The sequence below is a fragment of the Isoptericola sediminis genome (genome assembly GCF_013085345.1).
In the GTDB taxonomy this organism is placed as follows: Bacteria; Actinomycetota; Actinomycetes; order Actinomycetales; family Cellulomonadaceae; genus Isoptericola; species Isoptericola sediminis.
The window spans coordinates 398,116-410,988 of the sequence record NZ_JABFAJ010000024.1 but is presented as its reverse complement, the minus strand read 5'-3'; the positions used below and the strand labels follow the sequence as shown (position 1 = coordinate 410,988).

The window sequence follows — 12,873 nt, the reverse complement described above, 5'->3', positions numbered from 1 at the left end:
CCGCGGTCACCATCAGAACAGGGTCGCCGACCGCTCCGCCGGCGCGCCGGGAGCAGCGGCGACCATCGACCCGGCCGGGTAGTCGGCGTCGTCGTGGGGGCGCAGGTCGTCGTCGTAGCGGCCGGTGGCGCCGGAGGCGGCCCGGTGGGCGGACCCCGCGAACCCCCGCTCCTCCAGCAGGGGCCGCACCCGCTGCCAGAGCCAGTCCCGGTACCCGTCGTGCGCGTCGGCACCCCGGGCGAAGACGCGCCGGTAGCCCGCCACCCTGTCGGGGTGCTCCCGGGCGAGCCACTGCAGGTACCACTCCCGCACGCCGGGCTTGAGCCGCAGCGGGACGACCGTCACGCCCGTCGCGCCCGCGTCGGCGATCGCGTCGAGCAGCCGCGTGAGGTGGTCCGTGGAGTCCGTCAGCCACGGCAGCACCGGGGCGACCATGACGCCGCACGGCAGGCCCGCGGCACGGATCGTGCGGACGAGGTCCAGCCGGGCCTTCGGCGTCGGTGTGCCGGGTTCGACGGCCTGCTGGAGCTCGGCGTCGACGAACGACAGCGAGACACCGAGACCGACGTCGACGTGCGTGGCGGCGTCGGCGATCAGCGGCAGGTCGCGGCGCAGCAGCGTGCCCTTGGTGAGGATCGAGAACGGCGTCCGCGAGTCAGCGAGCGCCGAGATGATCCCGGGCATGAGCCGGTAGCGCCCCTCGGCGCGCTGGTACGGGTCGGTGTTCGTGCCGAGCGCGACCGGCTCGCGCCGCCAGGAGGGCCGGGCCAGCTCGGCGCGCAGCACCTGGTCGACGTTCGTCTTCACCACGACCTGGGAGTCGAAGTCGGTCCCCGCGTCCAGGTCGAGGTACTCGTGCGTCGGGCGAGCAAAGCAGTTGTGGGCGACCACACCGTTGGCCACGAAGTCGCCTGTTCCTGTCGTGATGTCAACCATCTCCTGGTCGAAGCCACAGGCCTCGACCATCACGACACCGAGGTCCACCGAGGTCTTCAGCGCCATACCCGTCACGGAGAGCTTGCGGACGATCGCGGGCCGGACGAGGTGGAAGAACCGTTCCCGCGCCGCGAGACCGCCTCGCACACGCACGCGCGCCACGCCGTTCGGTCCTGGAGGCTCGAGCGTGTGGTCCAGGGCGAACCGCCGGAGGGAATCGGCCACCTGGGACAGGATCGCCTCGTCCTTGTTGGCGATCCTCACGATCCCCCGGGAGCATGAACCCTCAGCGTCGAAGATCCCTGACAGAAAGCCCCTCGACCATTCCGCGCTCGGCACCGCCGGCCACTCGATCAGCCTTCTGATCGCATCGACGTCCGCCGACCGCGCGGTGTGCAGTGCGCTCATGGCGCGACGTGTCTCCGTCGCGGTCACGAACGGACGACGTCTCGTGACGATCCCGTCGAGGGCCAAGTACCGGGCGGTCCGGTCGAGACCCTCCCGGTCGGCCAGGGCGAGGCGGAACATGCACACGCGGGCACCGCCCCGCGATGTCCTCGCGTAGGTCTTCTCGAAGATCATGCCGTCGCCGCGGATCATCCCGGTGAGGTAACCGAGCCGGTAGTCGCGCGACTCGGTACTGCCTGTGCCGTCTTCCGGCCGGCCGGTACCGAACCCCATCAAGGAGTCGTTCGTCGTGAGGTGCGGGCGCTGCGTGCCCGGTGGCCCGGCGGCGACGTGCTTCCATCCACGACCGCGGGCCAGGAACCGGTGCTCGGCGCTCGCCACGATCTCGGTGCCGTCGCGCAGGATCACCCGGTAGGCGGGTTTCACCGACGTCCATCGCGCCAGCACCGTGGTCTCGACGAACCGTCGGTAGGTCCCCTGGCGGCGCGTGCCGACGATCCGGTCACCGACCGACACCTGGCCGATCGGCTTCTGCGTGCCGTCCGCCATCAGGACGAGCGTGGACGGAGAGACGCAGTAGGTGCACGCGTGAGAGCAGCCCCGGTACGGGTTGACCGTCCACCGGAACGGCATGCGCGAGGCGGCGGGCACCTTGGACAGCGCACTCTTGGCCATCACCTCGTGGAAGGTGATGCCGGCGAACTCCGGGGTGCGCGTGCTGCGCACGAGGCCGAGCCGGGCCAGCCCCGGCCGTTCCAGACCGGGCAGCGCCCCGTCGTCGGCCGTCGTCGCCTGCCCGTCCCATCGCACCCCCGTAGTCGAACATGTGTTCGACGACGGGTCAAGGGACGCGGGTCACCCGCAGGGGCGGAGCCTCACTCGCCCGGGACGACCCGGGGGTGCAGGTCCTCGGCGGGCGGCGCCCAGGTCGTCGGGTCCGCCCCGACCTGCTCGCCGGAGCGGATGTCCTTGACCTGGTGCTCCTCGCCCGGGAACCAGACGAACGGGATCCCCCGACGGTCGGCGACCTTGATCTGCTTGCCGAACTTCGCCGCGGACGGCGCCACGTCGGTGGGGATGCCGCGGGCCCGCAGGGCCGCGGCCACGGCGTCGGACTGCGCACGGTGGTCCTCGTCGGTCACGGCGACCAGCACGGCGGTCGGCACCCCGCGCGTTGCGGTCATGAGTCCGGCGGAGAGCAGCCGCGAGACGAGCCGGGAGACCCCCACGGACAGCCCGACGCCGGGGTAGGTGTTCTTGCCGTCGGACGCGAGCGTGTCGTAACGGCCGCCGGAGCAGATCGAACCGAGCTGCTCGTGGCCGACCAGCAGGGTCTCGTAGACGGACCCCGTGTAGTAGTCGAGGCCGCGGGCGATCCTGAGGTCGGCCACCACGACGCCCGGAGCGCGGGCACCCGCCGCCTCGATCAGCGCGCCGAGCTCGGCCAGGCCGGTCTCCAACAGGTCCGTGGCGGCGTCGTACCGCGCCGCGAGCTTGCGCACGTCGTCGACCACGGTCGTGTCGCTGCCGTGGATCGCCGCCAGGTCGAGGCAGGCGGCGGCCTGCTCGGCCGTCGCGCCCTGCTCGGCGACGAGCAGCTCGGCGACCTTCTCCACGCCGATCTTGTCGAGCTTGTCGATCTGGCGCAGCACGCCCTCGACGTCGCTCAGGCCCAGCCCGCGGTAGAACCCCTCGGCCACCTTGCGGTTGTTGACCAGGACCCGCACGGGCGGCAGCCCGACCTCGCGCAGGGCGCCGAGCGCCTCGGCCATGACCAGCGGCACCTCGACCTCGTAGTGATAGGGCAGCTCGCCCGCGCCGACCACGTCGATGTCGGCCTGGACGAACTCCCGGAACCGGCCCTCCTGCGGCCGTTCACCACGCCAGACCTTCTGGATCTGGTAGCGCTTGAACGGGAAGGCGAGACGTCCCGCGTTCTCCAGCACGTACCGGGCGAACGGGACCGTCAGGTCGAAGTGCAGCCCGAGCTGCTTCTCGCCACGTCCACCGTCCGCGGAGGCGTCCTCACCCTCCTCCTGGAGGCGGCGCAGGACGTACACCTCCTTCGACGTCTCGCCCTTGCGCAGCAGCTGGTCGAGCGGCTCCACCGCGCGGGTCTCGATCCCCGCGAACCCGTGCAGCTCGAAGGTGCGGCGCAGCACGTCCAGCACGTGCTGCTCCACCACGCGACCGTCGGGGAGCCATTCGGGGAAACCGGAGAGAGGGGTGACGCGAGCCATGGGGACGATCTTCCCACGATCCCGGACGGGGCCGGGGCCACGTCCACCGCCGCCGTCAGGCCGGCAGGAACGGGTTGGCCGCCAGCTCCCGGCGCACCGTGGTCGTGGGTCCGTGCCCCGGGACGACGCCGAGCGCCGGGTCGAGGGCGCGGACGACGTCGCGCAGCGTGGCGAGCATCGCGTCCACGTCCGCGCCCGGCAGGTCGGTGCGCCCCACCCCGCCGGCGAAGAGGACGTCACCGCTGAGCACGACACCCGGTCCGCCGTCGCTCCCGTCGACGAGGTAGAGGGTCGACCCCTCGGTGTGCCCGGGGGCGTGCACGGCGTGCAGCGTGACGTCCCCGGCCACGATCTCGGTGGTCGACCCCTCGAAGGGCTCGACCGTCGCCGGGACGCGGTAGTCCCGCGGGTCGCGGCCGAAGTCGCCGAGCGCCTGCGCCAGCGCGCTGCTGACGCTCGTGGCCGCGGCGTCGTCCCCACCGCTCAGGATCGTGCCGAACGGGTCGTCGATCCGGTAGGCGTCGGCGGCGTGCAGCCGGAGCGGCACGTCGAACCGGGCGCACAGCTCCGCGGCGTCCCAGGTGTGGTCGACGTGCCCGTGGGTGGCCAGCACGGCCCGTGGCACGAGCGAGCGGTCCGCGACGAGCTGTGCCACGCGGTCGGCCGTGCCGGCCCCCGCGTCGACCACGACGCAGTCGCGCCGACCGTCGTCGCGGACGGCGTCGGCGACCACGACGCAGCAGTTGGTGCCGAACACGGGGGCGACCACGACATGCACGTCCATGGCGCCCACCGTAGTGCCGGACGGCGGGCCGTCGCCGCCCGCGGGCCCGGATGCCGGAGTTCGTGCGGATGACCTGGGTTGCGAGCCCTAGACTGTCGGGGGCGCACGGTTGTCGTGCGCCGAGGATCCGAGGAGGCCGACGGACGGTGGCGCCGAGCAAGCGCGAGCGCGAGTACGCCCGGAAGCGCGAGGCGAAGTTCGCCGCGCGCCGACGCGCCAAGCAGGAGCGCCGTCGCCGCATCGGCATCGTCGTGGCGATCGTCGCGATCCTCGGCCTGGTCGGCGGCGGTGCGCTGGTCGCGGGGCTCACCGCGTCCGAGGACGCCCCCGTCGCGTCGGGCGTGGAGACCCCGGCCGGCGCGGCGTGCCCGCTGGGATCGACGGAGGCGCGCGACGCCGGTGAGCTGCCCGACCCGTCGGTCGCCGAGGACCGGTCCTGGACGGCCTCGCTCGACCTGTGCGTGGACGGGGTCACCGAGACCGTCGAGCTGGAGCTGGCGGGAGCCGACGCACCGCAGGCGGTGGCGAGCTTCGTCGCGCTGGCCGACCAGGGCTACTTCGACGGCACCCAGTGCCACCGCCTGACCACCCAGGGGATCTACGTCCTGCAGTGCGGCGACCCGACCGCCACGGGCACCGGCGGCCCCGGCTACTCGTTCGGCCCGGTGGAGAACGCGCCCGCGAACGACGTGTACCCGGCCGGCACCCTGGCCATGGCCCGCCGCGGCGGCGACGCCGCGTCGATGGGCTCGCAGTTCTTCCTCGTCTACGAGGACTCGACCATCCCGTCCGACGCAGCCGGCGGGTACACGGTGTTCGGCACCGTGACGTCCGGCCTGGACCTGATCCAGGCAGTCGCTGACGCGGGCACGGCCGACGGAGCCGGTGACGGCTCCCCGGTCAGCCCCGTCATCATCGAAGGAGTGGAGACCCAGTGAGCGAGAGCACCCCCGGCTCGGCCGGCCCCGAGAACGTCGAGGCCGCCGAGCAGGCACAGGCCGAAACTCCTGGCGCCGGGACCGAGCGGTCGACGAACGCCCCGTCCGACCCGGCACCGTCCGACCCGGCACCGTCCGCGCCCGAGGCCCCCCGGCCGTCGGCACCGAAGCCCTCGGCGCCGAAGCCGGGCCCGCCCGGAGCAGGCGCACCCAAGCCTTCGGCGCTGCACCGGCCCACGCCCCGGACGGCGCCGACCCCCACCACACCGGCCGCCCCGGTCCCCCCGGTGCACGACGCCGCCGAGACCGCCGCGGCCGCCGCGTTCGGCCGGGTGGACGACGACGGCACGGTGCACGTGCGCGAGGGTGACGGTGAGCGCCCCGTCGGCCAGTACCCGGGTGTCCCGGCCGAGGAGGCGCTGTCGCTCTACGTGCGGCGCTACCTGGACCTCGTGGCGAAGGTCGCCCTCTTCGAGACCCGCCTGGACAGCGCCGACCTGGCGATCCGCGAGATCGACCAGACCCTGGCCAAGCTGGCCGAGGAGACCACCGAGCCGGCCGCCGTCGGCGACCTGGACGCCCTGAGGAAGCGGGTGGAGCAGGTCCGCTCCCGCGCGGGCGAGCGTCGCGCGGCCCTGGAGGCCGAGCGGGTGGCCGCCAAGGAGCGTGCCGTCGAGGCCCGGACCGAGATCGTCGAGGCCGCGGAGAAGATCGCGGCGACCGACCCGGAGAAGATGCAGTGGCGCCCGGCGGGCGAGGAGCTGCGCAACCTGCTCGAGCGCTGGAAGGAGTCGCAGCGCACCGGCCCCCGTATCGACCGGCCGACCGAGGAGTCGCTCTGGAAGCGGTTCAGCCAGGCGCGCACGGCGTTCGACCGCGAGCGCCGGCACTTCTTCGCCGAGCTGGAGCAGCGCAACGCCTCCGCGAAGGCCGCCAAGGAGCAGATCGTGGCGGAGGCCGAGGCGCTCCAGCACTCCACGGAGTGGGGTCCCACGACCCGCGAGTACCGCGACCTGATGAACCGCTGGAAGGCTGCGGGCCGGGCGCACCGCAAGGACGACGACGCGCTGTGGGCCCGCTTCCGGGCGGCCCAGGACGTCTTCTTCGGTGCCCGGGACGAGGCGAACGCGGCGATCGACGCCGAGTACGGCGAGAACCTCAAGGTCAAGGAGGCGCTGCTGGCCGAGGCCGAGGCGCTGGTGCCCGTCAAGGACGTCAACGCCGCCAAGGAGGCGCTGCGTGGCATCCAGGACCGCTGGGAGGAGGCCGGCAAGGTGCCGCGGGCGGACCTGTCCCGCGTCGAGGGTCGCCTCCGGGCGGTCGAGAGCGCGATCCGGGACGCCGAGGACGACAAGTGGCGCCGGACGAACCCCGAGACGCAGGCGCGCGCGGAGGGCGCGGCCGCCCAGCTCGAGGAGGCGATCTCCGGCATGGAGTCCGAGCTCGCCGACGCCGAGGCGGCCGGGGACGAGCGCTCCGCCGACGAGATCCGGGGCGCCATCGCGGCGCGCAAGGCGTGGCTGGAGCAGATCGTCAAGGCTGCCGAGGACTCGCGCGGCTGACCCACGTCCTGTGGACGCCGCCCGGCGTCCACAGGACGGCGGCCGCCGGGCGGTCGGCGCGGCGACGGGTCCGTAGGGTCACCGGCAGGAGACCGTGCGTCCAGCCCGGAGGTGACCGCGTGCCCGCCGTCCCGACGTCGGCCCCCCGTCCGTTGCGCGAGCTGCTGCACGGGCCGGGCCCCGCACCGCCGGTCGTCCGCCCGGGGGACGTCGGCGGCCGGGCCGCCTGGCAGACCCTGGTGCACGAGGGCGTCCTGCGGGTGCTGCGGGCCGACGCCGCGTGCCCGGCGGGCCGGGGCGTGGACGCGGCGCTGCGCGCCTCGGTGCTCGCCCCCGAGGTCCCGGCCGGCGCCGTCGTCACCGCGCGCACGGCCGTCTGGGTGCACACCGGACGCGGCCGACCGGAGACGCTGGACCTGACCTACCCGGCGGGCCGCCACCGTCCCGAGCGGCCCCGGGGTGCACGGCTGTGGCAGGGCCACCTGCTCGGTCCCGACACCCGGCGGCTCGGGGGCGTGGCCGTGACGACACCGCAGCGCACCCTGGTCGAGCTGGTGCTGCACGGCGCCCGGTACCCGGAGACGCCCCTGCTGGCCGCCGCGCTCCTGCGGGCCGGCGCCGACCCGGGGCGTGCGCGACGCGCGATCGAGGCCCGGTCCCGGGTCGCCGCGCGCGGTCCCGCGCACGCCGCCCTGTCCGCGGCGGCCGCGACGCTCGTCGGCGTGGAGGCCGCGCACGGGTGACGACCCCGGCGTAGGTTGGGGTCCATGCCTTCCGCGGGAGCCGTCGAGGTCGAGGCCGCCGGTCGTCGGGTGCGGGTGTCCAGCCCGGACCGGGTCGTGTTCGGCGACCTGGGGATCACCAAGCTCGAGGTGGTCGAGTACTTCCTCGCCGTCGGCGACGGGATCCTCGGCGCGCTGCTGGACCGGCCCACGACGCTGGAGCGGTGGCCCAAGGGCTACTCCCCCGACGCCGTGATGGCGACCCGCCAGGACTCCCACGGCGACGCCTTCTACCAGAAGCGGATCCCGAGGGGCGCGCCGGACTACGTGCGCACCGCGCGGATCGCCTTCCCGTCCGGCCGCACGGCCGACGAGGTGGCCCCGACCGAGCTCGCCGTGATCGCCTGGGCGGCCCAGCTCGGCACCCTGACGTTCCACCCGTGGCCCGTCCGGCGGGACGACGTCGAGGCCGTCGACCAGCTCCGCATCGACCTCGATCCTCAGCCCGGCACGGACTTCGCCGACGCCGCCCGCGCCTCGCTGACCCTGCGCGAGGTGCTCGACGAGCTCGACCTGGTCGGCTACCCGAAGACCTCCGGGGGCCGGGGGCTGCACGTGTTCGTGCCCGTCGCCCCGCGCTGGAGCTTCGTCCAGGCCCGACGCGCCACCATCGCGATCGGTCGCGAGCTCGAACGACGCCTGCCGGACGCGGTGACGACCCGCTGGTGGAAGGAGGAGCGGGGGGAGCGCCTGTTCGTGGACTACAACCAGATGGCGCGCGACCGCACGATCGCCTCGGCGTACTCCCTGCGGCCCAACCCCCGGGCCACGGTCTCGACGCCGCTGGACTGGGACGAGGTCACCGAGGTCCACCCGGACGACTTCACCCTGCGCACGGTGCCCGAGCGGTTCGCGGCGCGGGGCGACCTCTTCGCCGCCCTGCGGGCCGACCGTGACCCGGCCCTGGACTGCTCGTTGGAGCCGGCGCTGGAGCTGGCGCGCCGGGACGAGACCGAGCACGGGCTCGGCGACCTCCCCTATCCCCCGGAGTACCCGAAGATGCCGGGCGAGCCGCTGCGGGTGCAGCCCAGCCGGGCGAAGGACCGGCCGCCGGACGACTGACGGTCCTCGTCAGGGCCGGGTGCGGTACCGGAGGAAGACCGCGCCGGCGGCGAAGGGCCGGCTCTCCACGAGCTCCAGGGCCGTGCGCATCCCGTCCGGGAAGGCGCGGGTGCCACCGCCGAGCACGTGCGGGGCGACGAACATCTCGATCTCGTCGACGAGCCCCGCGCGCAGCGCCTCCGCCGCGACCGTCGGACCCGCCACCTCGACGACGCCGTCCGCGCCGGCCGCGATCTCGGCGAGGCGCTCGGTGGTGAGCCGCGGTTCGAAGGTCGTGCGGGGAGCGGCGACCGCGTCGAGCGAGTCGGAGCAGACGATCTTGTCCCGCCCCGCCCACAGGTCGGCGAACTCCTGCTCGACCGCGGAGTCGGCCTCCCAGTCGTCCCAGACCTTCAGCGTCTCGTACATGGCGCGGCCGAGGACGAACGTGCTGAGCTCACGGACACGGCCGTTGACGAAGGCGTGCATCTCCTCGCTCGGTGCGGTCCACCGGAAGTCGCCGTCGGGGTCGGTGACGTACCCGTCGAGGGAGCAGGTCATGCTGAATCTCACGGTTCCCATGCCGTGCCGACCTCCCGGGACCCCGGAACTCATCGGTCGATGCCCGGGGCATCGGGCAGGATCGTCGCCAGGTCGTACCCGACGGGTTCGACGAGCTGGTCGTACGTGCACGAGCCGGGGTCGCGGTCCGGTCGCCAGCGCTTGAACTGCGCGGTGTGCCGGAACCTCCGCCCCTCCATGTGGTCGTAGCCGACCTCGAGGACCCGCTCGACTTGCAGCGGGGTGAACGACAGGTCCTTGCCCGCGCTCCACCGCGACTGCGCGCCGGGCCGCCGCTCCCCCGCGCTGCCGTCCGCGACGGCGGGATCCTGCCAGTCGGCCCACGGGTGGTCGCCCGCCGCGGACGTCCCGGGCTCGACCCGCAGCGGTGCGAGCTCGTCGTACAGCGCGGCGCGACGCGCGGCGGGGAAGGACGCGGCGACCCCCACGAACTGCAGCGACGGCCCGGCGTCCTCCCCGGCGCCGTCCAGGTAGAGGCCCAGCAGGAGCGAGCCCACCAACGGCCGATCGGCGGTCGAGGTCTTGTGCTCCCGCAGACCGGCCAGGACGACGTCGGCCGTCCGGGCGTGCTTGACCTTCCACCACCCCCGCTTGTTGGGCTGGTACGGCTCGTCGTCGCGCTTGGCCACGACCCCGTCCAGCCCCGCCCCCTCGAACGCCGCGAACCACTCGCGGGCCGTGGCCGCGTCGTCGGTGCGCGGCGTGGCGTGCACCCGGGGGTCGTCCAGCCCGAGCCCGTCCAGCCGGGCGAGCCGCTCGGCCAGCGGACGGACCGACAGGTCCTCGTCGCCGAGGGCCAGCACGTCGAAGACGACGAGGGTGGCGGGGACCTCCTCGGCCAGGCGCCGGACCCGCGAGTCGGCCGGGTGGATGCGCTGGCTCAGCGCGTCGAAGTCGAGGTGGGCGTCGGGCCGACCCGGTCCGGGCGGACGGGCGACGACGATCTCGGCGTCGACGACGCACCGCGACGGCAGCGCCTCCCGCACGGCGTCGACGACCTCGGGGAAGTAGCGCTGCATCGGCCGGGCGTTGCGCGAGTCGATGCGCACCTCGTCGCCGTCGCGGTAGACGATCGCGCGGAACCCGTCCCACTTGGGTTCGTACACCCAGGCCGCGCCGTCGTCCGGCTGGTCGGGCACCGCGGCGACCGACCGGGCGAGCATGGGCCGGATCGGCGGACGGAGCGGCAGGTCCATGCCGGTGAAACTACGCCCGTCGGGGCGTCGCCGCCCGGTCAGGCGTCGGCGGGGGCCTCGGGTGCGTCGGAGCCGACGTCCTCGGCCTTGGTGCCGGTGATGCGGTAGACGTCGAAGACGCCGTCGATCTTGCGGGCGGCGGCCAGCACCTGCTGCAGGTGCGCCGGCTCGGCCATCTCGAAGACGAACCGGGAGATCGCGATGCGGTCCGTCGACGTGGAGACCGTCGCCGAGAGGATGTTCACGTGGTGGTCGGACAGCACCCGCGTCACGTCCGACAGCAGCCGGGACCGGTCCAGGGCCTCGACCTGGATCTGGACGAGGAACATCGTGTTCGCGCCGTTGGTCCAGGACACGTCGACGATCCGCTCGGGCTGCTCGCGCAGCTGGGCGAGGTTCGCGCAGTCCGCGCGGTGCACGCTCACGCCCGCACCCCGCGTGACGAACCCGACGATCTCGTCGCCGGGGACGGGGGTGCAGCACTTGGCGAGCTTGACCCAGATGTCGTCCATGCCCTTGACGGCCACGCCCGGGTCGCCGGTGGAGCGCGAGCGGCGCACGGCCTGACCCGGCCGCGCGACCTCGGCGGTGTCCTCGGCCGTGCCGTCCTCCCCGCCGAGGGACTTCACGAGCGTCTCGACGACGTGCTGGGCGGAGACGTTGTTCTCCCCCACCGCGGCGTACAGCGCGGAGACGTCGTCGTAGCGCAGGTCGTTGGCCAGCCCCACGAGCGCCTCGTGGCTCATCAGGCGCTGGATCGGCAGGTTCTGCTTGCGCATCGCCCGCGTGATGGCGTCCTTGCCGCGCTCGATCGCCTCGTCCCGGCGTTCCTTGGTGAACCACTGGCGGATCTTGTTGCGCGCCCGGCCGGACTTCACGAAGTTGAGCCAGTCCTGGGACGGTCCGGCCGTCTCGGCCTTGGAGGTCAGCACCTCCACGACGTCGCCGTTCTGCAGCGGCGAGTCGAGCGGCACCAGCCGTCCGTTGACGCGTGCGCCCATCGTCCGGTGACCGACCTCGGTGTGCACCGAGTAGGCGAAGTCGACCGGGGTGGCACCGGCCGGCAGCGCCATGACCTCGCCCTTGGGCGTGAAGACGTAGACCTCGGCCGCACCGATCTCGTAGCGCAGGGAGTCGAGGAACTCGCCCGGGTCGGCCGTCTCGCGCTGCCAGTCCACGAGCTGGCGCAGCCAGGCCATGTCGTTCGCCCGCGGGTCGTTCGACCCGCCCTTGCCGGCGCGCGCCGTCTCCTTGTACTTCCAGTGCGCCGCGACGCCGTACTCGGCGCGGCGGTGCATGTCGTGCGTACGGATCTGGATCTCGACCGGCTTGCCGCCGGGTCCCACGACCGTCGTGTGCAACGACTGGTACATGTTGAACTTCGGCATCGCGATGTAGTCCTTGAACCGGCCCGGGACCGGGTTCCACCGCGCGTGCAGCGCACCGAGCGCCGCGTAGCAGTCGCGCACCGAGTCCACCAGGACACGGGTGCCGACCAGGTCGTAGATCTCCGTGAAGTCGTGCCCGCGCACGATCATCTTCTGGTAGATCGAGTAGTAGTGCTTGGGGCGGCCCGTCACCGTCGCGCGGATCTTCGACCCGCGCAGGTCCGCCGAGATCTGCTCGCGCACCACACCGAGGTACTCCTCGCGGGCGGGGGCCCGCTCGGCCACGAGGTGCACGATCTCGTCGTAGACCTTCGGGTACAGGGTCTGGAAGGAGAGGTCCTCCAGCTCCCACTTGATCGTGTTCATGCCCAGCCGGTGGGCCAGGGGCGCGTAGATCTCGAGGGTCTCGCGGGCCTTGCGCGACGCCGAGGACCCGGAGACGTACTTCCAGGTGCGGGCGTTGTGCAGGCGGTCGGCGAGCTTGATGACCAGGACGCGGATGTCCTTGGCCATCGCCACGACCATCTTGCGCACGGTCTCGGCCTGCGCCGCGTCGCCGTAGGTGACCTTGTCCAGCTTCGTGACGCCGTCGACGAGCATGGCGATCTCGCTGCCGAAGTCCCGCGTGAGGTCGTCCAGCGAGTAGTCGGTGTCCTCGACGGTGTCGTGCAGCAGCGCGGCGGCCAGCGTGGCGCCGTCGAATCCCAGCTCGGCCAGGATCGTGGCGACCGCCACGGGGTGGGTGATGTACGGGTCGCCCGACTTGCGCTGCTGACCGCGGTGGGCGCGCTCGGCGATGCCGTAGGCACGCTCCAGAACGCTCAGGTCGCTCTTGGGGTGGTTGGTGCGTACCGCCTGGAGCAGCGGCTCGAGCGCCGGCGTCGAGGGGGTCGCACCGCCCAGACCGAGGCGCACGAGGCGGTTGCGCACCCGGTTCCCGGCTCCGGCGGAGGAGGATCGGGGCGCGTCGGCGGCAGAGCGGGTCTGCGTGTCGTCGCTCACGAGCACCTCCTTCG

The 12,873-nt window shown here is 73.4% G+C and carries 10 protein-coding genes; 4 read left to right on the top strand and 6 right to left on the bottom strand.

Annotated features, from left to right (window positions below; translation table 11 throughout):
- Positions 1-12: 12 nt before the first annotated feature.
- The 3 genes from HLI28_RS14360 to HLI28_RS14350 form a co-directional block, all read right to left on the bottom strand.
- Positions 13-2,154: an intein-containing Rv2578c family radical SAM protein gene (locus HLI28_RS14360; RefSeq protein WP_171248220.1), complete on the bottom strand. Its 2,142-nt coding sequence runs from the start codon at positions 2,152-2,154 to the stop codon at positions 13-15.
- A 65-nt stretch (positions 2,155-2,219) separates the two neighbouring features.
- Entirely contained in the window at positions 2,220-3,584 is a 1,365-nt protein-coding gene (gene hisS, locus HLI28_RS14355) for a histidine--tRNA ligase (protein WP_171248219.1), read from the bottom strand.
- 55 nt (positions 3,585-3,639) lie between these two features.
- A complete protein-coding gene (locus HLI28_RS14350) occupies positions 3,640-4,368 on the bottom strand; it encodes an MBL fold metallo-hydrolase (RefSeq protein ID WP_171248218.1) in 729 nt (242 codons plus the stop codon).
- Between the two features lie 146 nt (positions 4,369-4,514).
- Between HLI28_RS14350 and HLI28_RS14345 the strand changes: the two genes are divergently transcribed.
- The 4 genes from HLI28_RS14345 (at position 4,515) to HLI28_RS14330 (ending at position 8,712) form a co-directional block, all read left to right on the top strand.
- Positions 4,515-5,306 carry a peptidylprolyl isomerase gene (locus tag HLI28_RS14345; RefSeq protein ID WP_343035857.1) on the top strand — a complete coding sequence of 264 codons (792 nt, stop codon included), beginning with the start codon at positions 4,515-4,517 and terminating at the stop codon, positions 5,304-5,306.
- The gene (locus HLI28_RS14340) at positions 5,303-6,868 is read left to right on the top strand and encodes a DUF349 domain-containing protein (protein ID WP_171248216.1); all 1,566 of its coding nucleotides are present in this window, start codon (positions 5,303-5,305) and stop codon (positions 6,866-6,868) included. Before HLI28_RS14345 ends, HLI28_RS14340 begins: the two co-directional genes overlap by 4 nt.
- A 119-nt stretch (positions 6,869-6,987) precedes the next feature.
- Entirely contained in the window at positions 6,988-7,611 is a 624-nt protein-coding gene (locus tag HLI28_RS14335) for a hypothetical protein (protein WP_171248215.1), read from the top strand.
- Between the two features lie 24 nt (positions 7,612-7,635).
- A complete protein-coding gene (locus HLI28_RS14330) occupies positions 7,636-8,712 on the top strand; it encodes a DNA polymerase domain-containing protein (RefSeq protein ID WP_171248214.1) in 1,077 nt (358 codons plus the stop codon).
- A 9-nt stretch (positions 8,713-8,721) separates the two neighbouring features.
- Here HLI28_RS14330 and HLI28_RS14325 read toward each other — a convergent pair whose 3' ends face one another.
- Genes HLI28_RS14325 through HLI28_RS14315 form a run of 3 tightly spaced genes read right to left on the bottom strand, consistent with a single transcriptional unit; the run spans position 8,722 to position 12,859 of the window.
- On the bottom strand, positions 8,722-9,273 hold the full coding sequence (locus tag HLI28_RS14325) for a dihydrofolate reductase family protein (RefSeq protein WP_171248213.1): 552 nt from the start codon (positions 9,271-9,273) through the stop codon (positions 8,722-8,724).
- 29 nt (positions 9,274-9,302) lie between these two features.
- On the bottom strand, positions 9,303-10,469 hold the full coding sequence (locus tag HLI28_RS14320) for an ATP-dependent DNA ligase (RefSeq protein WP_171248212.1): 1,167 nt from the start codon (positions 10,467-10,469) through the stop codon (positions 9,303-9,305).
- A 38-nt stretch (positions 10,470-10,507) separates the two neighbouring features.
- Positions 10,508-12,859 (bottom strand): RelA/SpoT family protein, encoded by a 2,352-nt coding sequence (locus HLI28_RS14315; RefSeq protein WP_171248211.1) that lies wholly within the window; start codon positions 12,857-12,859, stop codon positions 10,508-10,510.
- Positions 12,860-12,873: the final 14 nt, after the last annotated feature.